Source organism: Streptococcus salivarius, from assembly GCF_002094975.1.
GTDB classification, from domain to species: Bacteria; Bacillota; Bacilli; order Lactobacillales; family Streptococcaceae; genus Streptococcus; species Streptococcus salivarius_D.
In genome coordinates, this window is sequence record NZ_CP015283.1 from 347,409 (window position 1) to 363,589 (window position 16,181).

The 16,181-nt window shown below is 36.5% G+C and carries 11 protein-coding genes and 1 pseudogene; all 12 read right to left on the reverse strand.

Annotated elements, in window-relative coordinates; genetic code table 11:
• Positions 1 to 10: 10 nt before the first annotated feature.
• Positions 11 to 817: a membrane protein insertase YidC gene (locus V471_RS01715; RefSeq protein WP_014635083.1), complete on the reverse strand. Its 807-nt coding sequence runs from the start codon at positions 815 to 817 to the stop codon at positions 11 to 13.
• Positions 818 to 932: 115 nt separating this feature from the next.
• Complete coding sequence (gene rnpA / locus V471_RS01720; protein ID WP_002891957.1) at positions 933 to 1,268, reverse strand: ribonuclease P protein component; 336 nt, start codon at positions 1,266 to 1,268, stop codon at positions 933 to 935.
• Positions 1,269 to 1,352: 84 nt separating this feature from the next.
• On the reverse strand, positions 1,353 to 2,738 hold the full coding sequence (argH, locus tag V471_RS01725; protein ID WP_037601513.1) for an argininosuccinate lyase: 1,386 nt from the start codon (positions 2,736 to 2,738) through the stop codon (positions 1,353 to 1,355).
• Between the two features lie 326 nt (positions 2,739 to 3,064).
• Complete coding sequence (locus V471_RS01730) at positions 3,065 to 4,264, reverse strand: argininosuccinate synthase (RefSeq protein ID WP_084871046.1); 1,200 nt, start codon at positions 4,262 to 4,264, stop codon at positions 3,065 to 3,067.
• A gap of 1,002 nt (positions 4,265 to 5,266) precedes the next feature.
• A pseudogene (locus V471_RS01735) lies at positions 5,267 to 6,124 on the reverse strand (IS30 family transposase); the annotation flags it as partial.
• Between the two features lie 175 nt (positions 6,125 to 6,299).
• Positions 6,300 to 7,043 (reverse strand): response regulator transcription factor, encoded by a 744-nt coding sequence (locus V471_RS01740; RefSeq protein ID WP_002886967.1) that lies wholly within the window; start codon positions 7,041 to 7,043, stop codon positions 6,300 to 6,302.
• 1 nt (position 7,044) lies between these two features.
• Entirely contained in the window at positions 7,045 to 8,361 is a 1,317-nt protein-coding gene (locus V471_RS01745) for a GHKL domain-containing protein (protein ID WP_002886968.1), read from the reverse strand.
• 23 nt (positions 8,362 to 8,384) lie between these two features.
• Positions 8,385 to 9,665, reverse strand: a complete 1,281-nt coding sequence (locus V471_RS01750; protein WP_013991230.1) for a hypothetical protein — start codon at positions 9,663 to 9,665, stop codon at positions 8,385 to 8,387.
• A 21-nt stretch (positions 9,666 to 9,686) separates the two neighbouring features.
• Positions 9,687 to 10,577, reverse strand: coding sequence for a hypothetical protein (locus tag V471_RS01755; RefSeq protein WP_045771785.1), 891 nt, complete (start codon positions 10,575 to 10,577; stop codon positions 9,687 to 9,689).
• A gap of 54 nt (positions 10,578 to 10,631) precedes the next feature.
• On the reverse strand, positions 10,632 to 11,939 hold the full coding sequence (locus tag V471_RS01760; protein WP_084871047.1) for a GHKL domain-containing protein: 1,308 nt from the start codon (positions 11,937 to 11,939) through the stop codon (positions 10,632 to 10,634).
• A 466-nt stretch (positions 11,940 to 12,405) separates the two neighbouring features.
• Positions 12,406 to 13,860 carry a glutamate--tRNA ligase gene (gene gltX / locus V471_RS01765; protein ID WP_084871048.1) on the reverse strand — a complete coding sequence of 485 codons (1,455 nt, stop codon included), beginning with the start codon at positions 13,858 to 13,860 and terminating at the stop codon, positions 12,406 to 12,408.
• A gap of 236 nt (positions 13,861 to 14,096) precedes the next feature.
• Positions 14,097 to 16,067 carry a peptide ABC transporter substrate-binding protein gene (locus tag V471_RS01770; RefSeq protein WP_084871049.1) on the reverse strand — a complete coding sequence of 657 codons (1,971 nt, stop codon included), beginning with the start codon at positions 16,065 to 16,067 and terminating at the stop codon, positions 14,097 to 14,099.
• Positions 16,068 to 16,181: the final 114 nt, after the last annotated feature.

The window sequence follows — 16,181 nt, forward strand, 5'->3', positions numbered from 1 at the left end:
ATAAGCCTCCTTATTTACGTTTATTCGCCTTTTTCTTGGCACGACGAATCTTAGCTTTACGTTCTTTTTCTTCCGCTTCCAAACGATTACGTTCTTCAATGATTTTAAATGGATTATTAAAAACCAAAATCTGAACAACTTGGAAGGCGTTTGAAACTGCCCAGTAAAGTGCTACCCCTGAAGAAATCTGAGTTCCAAACCAGAAAATAAAGATTGGAAGCATGATATTCATAACAAGAAGCATTGCACTACGATCTTTAGCCGCCTTATTTGTCAACCAAGTTGAAAGGAAGGTGAAAGCAGCCGCCAAAATCGGAAGAATAAAGTAAGGGTCTTTCTGACCTAGGTCAACCCAGAGGAATGTTCCTTCTCGCAATTCTGGCACTCTTGTGAGCGCTCCATAAAGAGCCATCAAAATAGGAAATTGGATCAAGAGAGGAACGAAGCTTGCGTAAGGATTTACACCATGCTCTTTATAAAGATCTTGTTGTGCATAAGCAAGAGCTTCACGATTCTCGCGTCCAGGATACTCACTCTGCAAGCGACGTAACTCTGGCTGCAACTCTTGTAGTTCACGACTTGACTTAATTTGGCGATTATACAAAGGAATCATTACTGCACGAATTAAGATCGTGAAAATAATAATACCTAATCCAATAGAACCACCAAATGAAAGCCCTTGAATAGCCTTCCCAAACATTAAAATAAGACGTTCCCAAAGGCCTGTAGAGTGACTTGTAACATCACTTCGTCCACACGCGGACAAAAGCAAGAGAGCTCCTGCACCTAAAACAGATATATTAAGTTTTTTCTTCACTAAAAACTCCTTTTTAATACGATAAAGAACTGCTTCGCTTCCATTCATTAAGAGTATCTCAAAAATCAGGAGTGATTTTAGTTTATCCTACAATGTAAAGAAGCAAAATAATTTTTTAGTCCTTATATAACTTTGCTATTTTTAAGACATGAACGAGATTGCTATAAATGTCTTGATAACTTAAGTCTTCGACACCTTTACGAGCAATAACGACAAAATCTTGATGTTCTAACTGAGATGACATGTCCATCAGTGCATGTCGTAGACGACGTTTTACCCGATTCCGAGTAACCGCATTACCAAGACGCTTACTGACTGACAAACCTACTCTAAAATGAGGCAGATCACGATCCAGACAGTAGACAACAAATTTTCGATTAGCAACACTGTGTCCTGCATCAAATAATGCTTTAAAGTCTTTCTCTTTCTTAACGCGATAAGATTTTTTCAAAATGCGACTCCAAACTCAAAATTAGTACTATTATATCATAAATAGCAAAAAAGCCCAAAACCTTATGGTTAGGGCCTTAGAGACTTATTTTTTTAGAGCTTTTTGAGCTTCTTTGATTTGCCATTTAACCTGGTCAAAACCAGTTCCACCAAGGGAATGACGACGTTCAACAGCTGTATGAGATTTAAGTGTCTCATAGATGTCCTCTTCAATTAAATCTGAAACTTCTTGATAACGTTCGAGAGGAACATCCTGAAGGTAATAACCAGCTTTGGTACACTCAAGGACAAGTTTTCCAACAATCTCATGTGCTTCACGGAATGGTAGGCCTTTAGATGCAAGATAATCAGCCAACTCTGTAGCATTTGAAAAATCTTTCTCTGTTGACTCTGCCATATGTTTGTCGTTAACAGTCATTGTATTGAGCATGCCTGCGAGAATATCAATAGCGACAGTAATCGTTTCTACCGTATCAAACATACCCTCTTTATCTTCTTGGAGATCTTTATTGTAGGCCAAAGGTAATGACTTCATCACGGTCAACAATCCAATCAAGTTGCCATAGACACGACCTGATTTCCCACGAATTAGTTCTGCCATATCTGGGTTTTTCTTTTGAGGCATAATAGAAGAGCCTGTTGAAAAAGTATCAGATAGAGTTACAAACTTAAACTCGTTAGAACACCAGTTAATGATTTCTTCACAAATACGTGTCATATGCATCATGAGAATACTTGAGTTTGACAAGAATTCGAGAATAAAGTCACGATCGGAAACAGCATCCAAGGAATTGCTATATGGTTTTGCAAAGCCCATTAAGTCAGATGTCATATTACGATCAATCGGGAAAGTTGTTCCGGCTAGAGCAGCAGCTCCGAGTGGAGAGATATCCGTATGCTTGATATTAAATTCAAAACGTTCGGCATCACGTGTAAACATATTGTAATAAGCCATCAAGTGGTGACCAAAAGAAATCGGTTGTGCATGCTGCAAGTGGGTGTAGCCTGGCATAATTGTGTAGGTATGTTTGTCTGCTAGATTGACCAAAGTACCACGTAAGTTATCAAGCTTCTCAATAACTTCCACTAGTTTGGCTTTTAGATACAAGTGCATATCCGTTGCCACTTGATCGTTACGTGAACGTGCTGTATGAAGTTTTCCTGCTACTGGTCCAATTTTAGCTGTTAAAAGACTCTCCATATTCATATGGATATCTTCATTGGAAACATCAAATTCTAGCTTACCAGCCTTGTATTCCTCAAGCAGTTCTTCCAAGCCCTGTTTAATTTGCAATGCTTCCTCTTTGGTAATAATTCCTGTCTCACCGAGCATCGTAACATGGGCAATAGACCCTTTAAGGTCAAACTCTGCCATTTTTTGGTCAAATGAAATTGAAGCACCAAATTCTTCTACCCATTTTTCAAGACTAGCTTCGAATCGACCGCCCCATAGTTTATGATTTTCTGCCATAGTTTTATTTTGAAGATTTCCCCTCACTAGGATAATCTTCCATCCTTTCTTAATACTTATAACAAGCAACGACCTCTTTGGTCATAATAACTTAAATGAAAAAAGCTAGATAGTATTTGTCTAGCTTAATTTGCCTCTCTGGACACTTGTTTTCCTAAAACCCGATCTCGGTCGTAGTTTATTTAGGCTCGTGACGCCTCTCAGAACGCCTTAACGATAATAATATAAGTTATAAGAAAAGAGTATCAGATGTGGCTCTCCGTCCACTTTTATCTGATAAGAAGCGTTATTCTTCTAATAACCTACTTTTCTTATGAAATCTGTCATTAATTGTCAAATGGATGGTTAACTTGTGAATTAACCTGAGTTGGAAGACCCCAAAGCTTGATAAATCCAACCGCAGCATCCTGATCAAAGCTGTCAGCTGATGTGTAAGTAGCCAAGTTTTCATCATACAATGAATTAGCTGATTGACGTGCTACTACTTGAGCATGCCCTTTGTAAAGCTTAACTTTAGCGATACCATTAACAACTTTTTGTGTTTCCTTAATATAAGCAATGATAGCTTGTGTTGCTGGGCTAAACCACAAAGCATTGTAGATAAGGTTTGACAATTCATTTTCAAGAATTGGTTTAAAATGAGAAACTTCACGTACCAAAGTTAAGTCCTCAATTTCTTTATGAGCTGTCAAAAGGGCAATAGCTCCTGGACATTCATAAATTTCACGAGATTTGATACCTACAAGACGGTTCTCAACGTGGTCGATACGTCCGACACCATGCTTACCAGCAATAACATTCATTTCTTGGATAAGGTCAGCCAATTTCATTTCTTTACCGTTAAGAGCAACTGGCTTCCCTTCTTTGAAAGTAACATCGACATATTCAGCTTCATCTGGCGCAAACTCTGGTGAATTGGTAATCCCAAAAGCTTCCTCTGGAGCTTGATTCCAAGGATTTTCAAGAACACCACACTCGTTGGCACGTCCCCAAAGGTTTTGATCGACTGAGTAAGGATTATCAAGGTCTGCTGGAACTGGAACTCCATTAGCCTTAGCATACTCAATTTCTTCCTCACGAGACCATTTCCATTCACGCACTGGCGCTACTACTTTAAGACTTGGATCTAGGGCAGCAATGGCAACTTCGAAACGAACTTGGTCATTACCTTTACCAGTACAACCGTGAGCGATAGTCGTTGCTCCTGTTTTATGAGCAATCTCAACCAATTTTTTAGCAATAATTGGACGGCTAAGCGCTGAAACCAAAGGATATTTTTGTTCATAGTAAGCGTGAGCTTGAAGTGCTGGAAGCACATAATCTTCAGCAAACTCATCTTTAACATCAAGCACGTATGACTCAACAGCTCCAACTGTCAAAGCTTTATCATGGATAAACTCAAGATCTTTACCTTCACCGACATCCATACAAACAGCAATAACATCATAATCTTTTTTAAGCCATGTAATAGCGACTGAGGTATCAAGACCTCCCGAATAGGCAAGAATAACTTTCTCTTTTGACATAATATTTTTCTCTTTTCTTATATTTTCTTGTGGTTGCTATCTCTATCAACCTTACGAGACTAATTATATTGCATATTTATTCACCTGTCAACACTTTTTTGTTATTTTTTTATATTTATTTCATTTTTATTTGTTTTTATTTATTATTCTGACCTAAAAAATGCTTAATCCTTAATTTTTATTCAATTTTATGCAAGGAATGGTAGAAAATAAAAAAACACTCTTGAAACTATACAAATAGATTCAAAAGCATCTTTAACTATCTATCTTCTAAAATGCCAAAAGGCCTGTACAAAGTACAGACCTTTTGAACAACAGCATCATCGGTAGAGAACACAACAGCAATTTTAGATAGAATGAATGAGGGAAATTATTATGTTTAAGGGACTAACTTAAACCATACATTCTTCTTGCTCTCTAACCTTGATTACATTATAGCATGCAACCCCAGGATGTATGTCGCTATTTCCTAAAATGTCGGATTTCACTCACAGAATGTATTTTTTATCTTAAACTACAATAATTCCTTAAAAACAAAAAACAGCTTGATTTCTCAAGCCTTTTAATGTCTATAAAAAAGATATGTAATTGGACGAGCGGCCAATAAAAAATGGGGATTAGGAAAAAGTTATATAAAAGTACATTATTTATTTTCATAAAGTGTATGTAGATTTCAATAAGATTGACGATGTCTCATTCCGAATCACATATCTTGGTTATATCATAACCTTTTTCAATTTAATTGTCTATACGATTTCATAGAATGTCATTTTTTTGTCCTGAACTGTAATTCTTTAGTATTTTTTTTTATAAATTATTAAATTTCATTACTAAAAGACATCTATTTAGTATTTTTATGAAAACCAATTACTTATAAAACAATCAATCATCTACAAAATAGTGATACATCACCCTTAAATTTAATACTCCCTGTCAACTGTAGTGGGTGACGAAAAGCTAACATCTAGAGAGGACCGGATAGGGAGCCCACTGAAAAAGTCATCAATCGATGGATTTTTTGTTATGCCCAATGCACACTTTCCCATAGAATACTTCATAAGGTGTTTTCCAGTTAAGACATTTTCGTGGCCTATTATTAAGTTTGTTCTCCCATAGCTGAATAGTCTGATCATCAACCAATGTTAGATCACTACCCTTTGGAAAATATTCTCTAAGTAATCCATTCGTGTTCTCATTGGTTCCTCGTTGCCATGGAGCATGAGGGTCAGGAAAATAGACTTCAATGTTCAATTGATCACTCAATTTCTGATGATAGGTGAATTCTTTCCCTCTATCAGGAGTTACTGTATACTTCGTCAAGGGTTCTAACAGTTTTACCATAGCTTCTATTACCAACTTGCTTTTCTTAACAGCTACCTTTTTGATTTTTAGAAAACGAGAATAACGGTCTGTTAGAGTAACTAAACAAGCTTTTCCAGTTTTACCTGCAACAGTATCGGCTTCCCAATCTCCTATTCTAGTTCGATTATTAGCCTCTTCTGGTCTTTCGTGAATTGTATGAGAAATGGATATTTTCCCTCTATTTTCAACATGACCTTTAGTATGACGTGTTTTCCCACGATGACGAAGTTTACGAATGACACCACGAGCACCATGAGATAATGAGTTATCCTCAAAATGTCCTCGGTAAATGGCTCTATAGATTGTTTGATAACTAATAACAGTTTTTCCGTACTCTAATTGCAACCGACCTTCTATTTCTTCAGGAGACCATTGGTAATCGAGAAATAGATGTTTGACGGTATTGCTTAAATTGTGATCTATTTCAAGCATACGCTTCCGCCCACAGTGTGATTTAGCCCTATGGTAAGACTCCTGTGCATGACTTGGAGAATAGCTTCCTATAGTAACTAGTCCATTCAATTCTATTTTACTAGAAAATCTTATGAGTTTTTATTGTGCACTTATATTGTATATTCAAGAGACACTCAAAAAGCTCTACAATCTCTACAGTGGTTTTACCCACTACAGAAATTATAGAGCCAAATTTAAAAGTCTGATTTAGTCACTCCCACTAATGATTTCTTACCTCTGACCATTTTTTAAGTAGGGCCTTCATTTTCAAGCGAGAAACCGGACATGAATCACCATTCTCAAAATAAATCATCAGTTGCGTCTTATCAATACGGGCAATATTATCCAGATTAACTAAAAAGGAGCGGTGACATGAAAAGAGTATTTTATTCACCGAAGTAATATCTCCAAGATTAGCATAAAACTCCAGGCGCTCTGTTTTAGTAATTAACATTACCTTATGAGGAGTTGCAGCTGTCGCAAAATAATAAATATCTCGCATCGGAACTTGTATTCTAGACTGAGCAGTTTCAAACACAAACATCTCATCATCGTCCACATCTCCAATTTTTTGATTTACAAAAGTCAAGGTTTGTTTCAATTGTTGTTTGAATTCCACATTAGAGACTGTCTTTTCAATAAAATCAAGTGCGGAAACCTTATACTTAAAACTAATTGGAGCAAATTCTGAGTGAGTTGTTACAAAAATAATAACCGCATTAGCATCTTGTTGACGAATTTCAGAGGCAACTTCTAACCCCTTCTTTCGATTGCCATCAATATCAATATCCAAAAGAAAAATCTGATGGTTCCCCTTCTCGTTGATGCTGGACAATAGTTTATGTGGTTTAGAAAAAACTTCAAGTTTTCGTACAGAAAACGCACCCTCTGAAACCAATTCTCTGATGATATCACTAATACGTGTTTGTTGCATCAAATCATCTTCTAAAATATATATATTCATATTAGGGCCTCATTTCTAGTATTTGCATCATTTTATGTTTCTGACTTCGAACAGAGAAGGATGTATTCGGATAACGTTCCAAGATATCTTGAACAGCATTTATACCTGCGTCCCCCCCATTGATAGGAATTTGAGATGCCATCATTGAAAGTAAAGCTTTTTCATCTGAAATTGCACTTTCAACAATAAAACTCTGGCAGCCCTCTTCATCAAAATAGGCAATACTAATAAAGCCCTCGTGGGCTTTGCGAGCACCATCAATAGCATTATTCATAAGATGACCTAAAACAACTGCTAAATCTAAGTCAGTTAGATAGCTATGAATCACTGGATCAGGAATTTCTGCATGAATGTTGAGTTGATACATCTGAGCTTCATGATACTTTGATGAAAGTAGACTATGAATACTTGAGTTTTGGATATTATCCAAATCTGTAACATGAGTAGAGAGGCGGTACTGATCTCGATACACATAAAGATCAACCAAATCTTTTTTGTAAGAACGAATATCTCCTGTTCTTTCGATATCTCTCAGATTATTAAGCAGAAAATTATAGTTAGAGCGAACATGCATCAAGTCTCTATACAAACCTTCTACCCTAGTATTCTCACGCTTCAAATCATCAAGATAGTTGGCTTGCTTCATCGCTAAATCCTGCTCTATTTTTTCCTTAGCGAACTGGTTCACAGCTCCTAGTACAAAGAGGAGTAAGTAGAGATATCCCACTACCAATGGTAAACGAAACCTACCCTCAAGATGTAACTCTGGAAAATAAGTATCAAATGTCGACACCAAAAAGATAACTAAATAATAAAGCAAAAGAAGCATGTTGACCAAACCCAGACGGTTCTTTTTTTCTTGTTGGGCAGCAACTTTCAATATATCTGTAAAATCTAGACGTAAAATAAAATCTACTATTCTAACCGTCAACATGACGAAGGAAAGTGGTACCATAGACCACCAAATATTAGTGTTTAAAGTATCAACAGTTATGCCAAGTATCGGCGGAAAGAAGAAAGTAGCCAAAAAACGTCTTGCCAAATCGACTAGTACCACTGGGTAAAAACCTAGAAAAAAGCGCTCTACAGAAGTGACACTTTTATTCAGTTGGTAGCTAAATGTCAATGTTACAATGGCTACTAAGGGAGGTACTATGCCTATATAGCGTCCAATGAGTTGTCCCCAAATGCATAGAGCAACATCAAATAACAAATAAAGTATACGATTTTTAAGATTAGTGTTTTGTCCACCAATACGTAAATAGATATCCCAAATAATGACAAACATCAAAATTTGAAAAATGACGTTACCTAGCATAGCTACCTTCCTCCTTCCTACAATTATGGTATTACCGTGACAATTTGATAGGTTTTAAATAATTCTTTTTTATTTGTTAAACCGATACCGTTTGACCAGCAAAACTGGGCAAAATCTCGACTAACAACCAGACTATCGTCAAGTTTCGGATTAGCTTCCTGGTTGGTATTCTCAAGAATAAAGCTGAGATTGCCATCCTCATTCTGTTGAATAAGGAAACCAATATCTGTCTCCGGCTCCTTGGCCCAAAGTTTTTCAGCTAAGTTCATGCAACGTTCTAAAACTCTAATAAGAACTGCAACATTTAAATTATTAGGATAAGCATCAACATTGACATCCAACCTAACTGTGACACCTTTTTGTTCCAAAGGAATAACTTGGTTTACAATCCAACTTCTTAATACCGGATAAGGAATCTCGAACAAAGGAGCCAACTTATCATTTAAATCCAAATTATCAAGTTTAAGATGGTTCAAATGCTCATGATAAACGGATAAAACCTCTGACAATTGATTTTTAGCCAGAGGAGTCTCAAGAGCTACCAAAAGACTCTCAAAATCTTTTTCAATAGGTTTTACTTTTGTAAAAAGATCCTCAATATGCTTATTATAGACTTCCAAGTTATAGACATAGGTCTCCACAGCTTCCTTACTACGTTCTCTGACAAATTTATGAGAATAGCGGTTCAAGGTTGTTACCATTAGGAGATAAACCGCCATTGCAATAAAAATTGGCCCTCTCACATCACTACCTGTAGATACCAAAAGAATACTACAAGTAATGTAGAGTGCAAAGGTCAAATCAACCGCAATCAATAAACGCTCACGACCATGGGAATAAATCAGCTCCTTAATCTTGTCAATATCTGAACTTGATAGATAATTGACATAGAGAAAAAAAGGATAAATCATCACATAAGATAGCAAATTTAGGAAGAAATTTTCTTGAATCTCAACCAAGCTCATATTTGTAAATAAGTTACTGAATACATAATATGGTGTAAAAGTCGCAAATAAATCAGTAAAGAGAACCGAGAAAGCCCCAAAAAAGAGGCTTGCCCAGAGCGTCAAACGATGCTCCCGCCGTTCCTTTAAGGCCAAAGCTAGAAAGATAACAACTTGATAATAGAAGCCATCACCTTTACCAAATGATACCACTATACCTAAGAGACTTAAACAAAATACTTTCCAGTAAGCTAGAGTGCTCCTTGTTAGTTTTTTATAAATAAACCAGGTAATATGAAAACTAATAATCTGAATAATACTATTTTCAAGTGATACCATGGTCCAAAGCTGTAAGTTCATGATAATATTTCCTGTTTACACTCAAGAGACAGTTTCGTCATCTTCCTCAACGAGTTCTTGACCAGCCTTTTTCAAAATATCCTGATAGGTTTGTTCAATAAGGTCAAAATCCCCACTATCAATACTTGTCTGCATACTAATGAGTATATTTTCATAATCATGTTTAAATGAGCGTACACTCTTATAGGCAGTTTCGATTTTTTCATTATAAGCTTCCAGACTCCTCAAGTGCTCCTCTTGTTCTCTGAGAATTTTGCTATCACGTACGTCTTTACCATAAGAAACAAAGCGAACAAGAATATACATGTGTATAAGGAAACCAACCCAAATATAAATTTGAGGGTAACCTGGGAGATAGGTCTGACTCAGAAGCAAGGAGAAAATCTCCCGTTTAAAGAGAATAAGCAGATAACTGATAATTAAAATATGATCAACTTGCAAGAGCATACTCTTATATTTATCCTGCAAGTCCTGATATGGTTCCTTAAAAAAGCTATCTAAACCGAACATTTTTTGCAAGCCTAGAAAGAAGGGAAGAACAACACTATCTACAACCAAGATTCCTAAATGGTTTGGAACCAATTCGACCGGCTTATTAAAGAAAACTCGGAAAAAATAAAAACTAAAGAAGCTTGTAATCAGAGTCCAAAAGACAGGGGCAAAGAAAGCATAAAAATACTTTTCTTCTCGTAGAGCCTGAGGTTTTTCAAGAAAAATAAAGACTAGGAGATAAATCGCATCTGGAATATCAATTTGCCATAGCACCTTGGCTAACCACTTAACGGCAGTTACTACGATTACATAAGGAATGTAACTGTAAGTAAAAACATCTAGATAAGCCATTCTAGCTAAAATCACAAGATGTGAAACGACAACAACCAAAGCAATAAGGCCGTCAATCACAAGTTGCATATGCTTTTCCCCTTTCTATTTTCCCTATCCTCTACAAATATTATCTTTGATTTATCAATTATCCTGAAAAGAGAGTACCTGTGTAAAATGATGGTCACAACTACGAGTCTCAAGATTTACTTTTGGATAGCGATTAAGTATATCTGCAACCTTAGACAGACCAAGTCCTCGGCCTTCTCCTTTACTAGAAACCCCTTCATCAAAAATCCTTGACACAGGAATACGTTCTTCTCTGGTTGTATTGTCAATAACCAAGATAAGATAACCTTGATTTTTAAAGAAGGATATGGTTAAAGTAGGATCTTCAGAATCCACTGCCGACTCAATAGCATTGTTTAAGAAGACAGAAGAAATCACAACCAAATCTAAGGCCTCTATCTGAGTTGACGATATAACATCTGGCAACTCCAAATTGACCTTAATTCCTAAGTTCTCAGCCTCAAGCACTTTAGCAGAAAAGAGACTCTTGAGAGATGTGATTTCTAAGTTGATTAAGCGTGACAATTCATAATTTGACAAAGTTAAGCTATTTCCAGATTTTTCTAAAAGTTCTGCATACTCTTGTTTCAAAGCAGGTAAGTCTCGTCGTTGGATACTAACCTCCATTGTTTTAAGCCCTTCGAGATAATCCTTCTTCACCTGAGAAATATCATTATAGAGTTTTTCTAAACGGTGGCTATATTCTTCTAAACTTTCCTCGTGTCTAGCCATTTCTTCGGTCAACTGGTCCTTCACTCTTTTCTTAGAATAGATATTAAGCTGAGCAAAGAGCAAAATAAAGAGAATGGAGTAGACAATCGTAATACTACCTGCTAAATAAATAAAGAGACCTGAGTAAGGAAAGATATTACTGGCATAGAAAATAATTAAAGATAAAATAATATAAGCCAGAGTCACCCCAACCAATAAGCGTTGTCTAACTTGGTAAGTATGGTTATTTCCCATAACATTGAGAGCACCAAAGTCAATAAAGAATACTTTGACAATCAGATGAAAAATTGGATAAATCAAGAGATAAGACAAAGCAATAAGTACTGGGGTGTCCTTGACCTGTAAATAATTAATTTGAAAAATCCATGGGAAAAAGTAAAGTTGAAGCAGTTTCGAGGTGACTTCAACAAAAACCCACGGCAAAAAGGTGAAAAGAAAAGAATTCTTTTCACTACTTGATATTTTATTTAAGAAAAGATAGCAGAACAAAAGTGCTAAGAGCGACCCTGTAATGCCTCCGACAAATAGAGAGAACAAGAGACTCCCTGCGATAAACCAGCATTTACTCTTCCAAGTTTTGAGCAAACCTGACATATCGTGACTAACAATTAAAATAGCCAATAGACGTAGAACCGTAAACAAAACGATCATCTCTAGACTCCCCCCTTTCCTTTCAAAAATCAACCTACTTTATTGTAACATAAATATATAATTTAGCGTCATTCCTATTAGAAAAAGCTAAAAATATAAATTTATTTTTTCTCGGTTAAGAACAATCAATTATTAATATGAGCGTCAGACCATTTCCCATATCCCCTACTTTTCATAAACATAAAAAAGAGCTTAGTTTTTCTAAGCTCTTTAACTGACTCATTACCTCTTTTTATGGGTACATGCCAATGACGTAGTAGAAATACCAACCAAATCTTCTCATAATGCTCACTCCTCCCTACTTTTTATTACCAATCTATTATAAAACTAATTTAAAGTTTTGAAAATGATGATATGATTACGAAATATCATCATTATATTACAAATACACTCTTAGTAATACCCCATTAATTGCTGATACATTGTTTATGTGCATTCGAAAACCCAACAATTGTTGGGTTTGTTTTTATAATGTTGCAAGAACTTGATCAATATGTTTGATTGATTTTTTACGACCGAGCAAGAAAATAGTGTCTGGCAATTCTGGACCGTGCATTTCTCCCGAAACAGCAATACGGATTGGCATGAAAAGGTTTTTCCCTTTGATTCCTGTTTCTTTTTGAACAGCCTTAATCTGAGGGAAAATGTTTTCAACAACAAACTCATCATCAGACATAGCTTCGAGTTTGGCTTTAAAGGCTTCAAGTACTGTTGGTACTGTTTCACCAGCCATAACTTCTTTTTCAGCCTCTGTCAATTCTGGGAAATCTTCAAAGAAGAGATCTGTAAGAGGAACAATTTCTTCTGCAGCTGTCATTTGTGGTTTGTAGAGTTCCACTAATTTTTCAGCTTTATCTGTTAAACGACCAGCTTCTTCCAAGAAAGGTTTGCAAAGAGCAAAGACCTTATCGAAATCTGCATTCTTAATGTAGTCGTTACTCATCCAATCCAATTTCTTCTGATCAAAGGCCGCTGGTGACTTACTTAGACGGTTTTCATCAAAAAGTTTAATGAGTTCTTCACGAGAAAAGATTTCGTCTTCACCGCCAGGATTCCAACCAAGAAGAGCAATGAAGTTAAAGACTGCTTCTGGAAGGTAACCTTTTTTACGGTAGTCTTCGATAAACTGAAGGGTGTTAGTATCACGTTTAGACAACTTCTTACCAGTTTCAGAATTGATGATAAGGGTCATGTGTCCAAACTCAGGTGCTTCCCAACCAAGAGCTTCATAAACCATGAGTTGTTTTGGTGTATTGGCAATATGGTCATCTCCACGGATAACGTGTGAGATTTGCATATCGTGGTCATCAACAACTACCGCAAAGTTGTAAGTTGGGTAACCATCTTTCTTCTGGATAACCCAATCGCCACCGATATTACCACCTTCAAATTCGATATCTCCCTTAACGATATCATGCCATTTATAAATTCCTGACTCATTAACCGCCAAACGAACTGTAGGAACAATACCTGCCGCTTCACGTTCTGCGATGTAGGCAGCTTTTTCTTCTTCAGTCATACCAAGGAACTCGTTAATATAACGAGGTGTTTCACCTGCTGCTTCTTGACGTTCACGCTCTGCAGCCAACTCTTCTTCAGTTACATATGACTTATAGGCTTTACCTTCTGCTAAAAGTTGATCAATATACTTTTGGTAAAGTGGCAAACGCTCTGATTGACGATAATTTTCGTGTGTTTCAGGACTTTCATCCCAGTCAATCCCCAACCAACGCAAGTTATCAAGCTGTGAACGCTCACCATCTTCAACGTGACGTTTACGGTCAGTATCTTCAATACGGATAATGAAAGTACCGCCATGATGACGTGCATAGAGGTAGTTAAACAATGCTGTACGGGCATTACCAATGTGTAGTAGCCCTGTTGGACTTGGTGCGTAACGAACGCGAATATCTTTAGCCAAGATAAATCTCCTTTTTATGTTTCATTCTTCAGTCTTTGGATACCTATTGAACCTAAAGTCCCTCCCTTAGGATTAACCTTAAGATGATAAGTACCCGTAGGTAACTCTAGCCTTCAAACTTTCCAAATAAAAATCTAGAAGCGAGTACCAATCTTTCTTATTATATCACAATCTAGGGGTGGTTCGAGAAATTTTGTTAAAAAAACGACTACCTAAAGGTAGACGTTTTCGATAGATTACTTAACGTGTTTAGCAAGATCTTTTTGAGCTTTGTCATTAGATTTCGCTCTTTCTTTAAGCCAATCTTTATAAGCTGAGTCGTATTGTTTCTTAGTTACAATATCATCTTGAGATTTAAGATACTTGAAGTAGTATGTAGAACCTTTATCACCAGCTTGAGCATATGCTCCTGAGAATGGCTTAATACGAGAAATTACAGCGGCTGCACCATTATAAGTAGTCGTTGGGATATAAAGTGCACTATCCGTCAACCATGCCTGAGCTTTTGCATATTTTTCATAACGAGCCGTCAAGTCTGTTGTTTCCTTAGAAGCATCATCAACCAATTGGTCATATTCTTTAAGACCTACTTTTTGAACCGCTTGACTATTTGGATCGTCATAACCCATGAAAGATTTAGTATTTTCACTATTTGTAGTCTTCAAGACATCAAGATAAGTTGATGGATCAAGGTAATCAGGCTCCCAAGCCACACCTACTGACAAGTCCCAATCCTCTGCAGCTGCATTTGAAGCAGAGTAGGTAATATTATAGAAATCATCAGTTGACAATTGGTGAAGATCAAGTACAACATTATCTTTTCCAAGAGCGGATTCAATAGATTGTTTAAGTGACTGCACTTGATTCACAAAGATTTTTTTTGACTGATTGACAGGAACATCCAAATGGATTGGGAACTGAACCCCTTCTGCTTGAAGAGCTTCTTTAGCTTTAGCAAATTCAGCCTTAGCTTTTTCTGGATTATAAAGACCATCTTGACTATCTGCAAGATTCACACCAGACCACTCATCACCATAGCTTGGTAATTGATCCATTACCATAGTTCCGAAATCTTTACCATCTGCTTGAACAAAGTCTGGTTTAACATAGATATTACGAACGGCAGTACTACCACCCTCTTTACCGTTAAGTTGTGCAGCATAATTCGTACGGTCAATAGCAAAACCTAATGCTTGACGGAAATCTTTGTTAAGAAGAGCTGTCTTAGTTGATGTCTTTTGCTGGTCATTTTCTTTAGATGTATGACCATAAGTTTGACGATCGATATTAATACCGACACCTTCTACAGCTGCTCCAGGTTGTGTATAGAAAATATTGTCTTTGTACTGTTTTTCAACTTTAGAATAGTTTGAACTAGTTGGGTATAGACGAGCTAAGTTATAGACTCCATCTGTGAAGTTACGTTCCAAGGATTCTTGGTCTGTACCATCATCATAAGTCAATTTAACTGTATCAAAGTAGACATTATCCTTATCCCAATAGTTTTCATTCTTGGTGAACTCAATAGATGATTTCGTTGTCAAAGATTTAAGAAGGTATGGACCGTTATAGAGAATAGAAGTCGGATCTGTTGACTTACCAAAGTCTTTACCTTTAGATTTCAAGAATTCTCCATTAACAGGCCAAGTAACAGAGTAGGTCAATTTTGAATTCCAATAAGGTTCTGGTTGACTAAGCGTATATTGCAAGGTGTAATCATCAACAGCCTTGATACCTACATTTGAAAAGTCCTTGTTGGCACCTGAAAGGTAATCATTCAAGCCCTTAACTGAGTTTTGTAGCAAATAAATCGCTTCAGAATTTGTATCCGCAGCATGTTTAAGTCCTGTCACAAAGTCCTTAGCCGTCACATCAGCATACTCTTCACCATCTGAAGTATACCATTTGACACCCTTACGAATCTTGTAAGTATATGTCAAACCATCTTGAGAAACAGACCAGTTTTCGGCTACAGAAGGTTTTAGATTCCCATATTGGTCATTTTCAAACAAACCATCAACACCATTACTCACAGCTGTCGTCATATTTTTCTTGTTTGTAGCAAGATAGTCTAGGGTTGCAGGATCGCCACCGTAGACATAATTATAAGTCTTACCAGACGTCTTACTTGATGACGAGCAAGCCGTTAAAACACCTACAGATAACAGGCCTACGGCTGCCAGTAAAAATACCTTACTCTTTTTCATTCATTGCCTCCTTAAATTCGCAACGTAAAAAGTTCAAAAATCAATAATTATGTGTATACGCTTAAATTATACCATAAATTCGAAAAAGCAACACTACTTTCTGAATATTTTTTA

Bases quoted from the DNA above. Each gene is read 5' to 3' on its own strand.
- argH (WP_037601513.1), bottom strand. From the start codon at position 2,738: ATGGCAGAAAATCATAAACTATGGGGCGGTCGATTCGAAGCTAGTCTT.
- V471_RS01730 (WP_084871046.1), bottom strand. From the start codon at position 4,264: ATGTCAAAAGAGAAAGTTATTCTTGCCTATTCGGGAGGTCTTGATACC.
- V471_RS01740 (WP_002886967.1), bottom strand. From the start codon at position 7,043: ATGAATATATATATTTTAGAAGATGATTTGATGCAACAAACACGTATT.
- V471_RS01745 (WP_002886968.1), bottom strand. From the start codon at position 8,361: ATGCTAGGTAACGTCATTTTTCAAATTTTGATGTTTGTCATTATTTGG.
- V471_RS01750 (WP_013991230.1), bottom strand. From the start codon at position 9,665: ATGAACTTACAGCTTTGGACCATGGTATCACTTGAAAATAGTATTATT.
- V471_RS01755 (WP_045771785.1), bottom strand. From the start codon at position 10,577: ATGCAACTTGTGATTGACGGCCTTATTGCTTTGGTTGTTGTCGTTTCA.
- V471_RS01760 (WP_084871047.1), bottom strand. From the start codon at position 11,939: ATGATCGTTTTGTTTACGGTTCTACGTCTATTGGCTATTTTAATTGTT.
- V471_RS01770 (WP_084871049.1), bottom strand. From the start codon at position 16,067: ATGAAAAAGAGTAAGGTATTTTTACTGGCAGCCGTAGGCCTGTTATCT.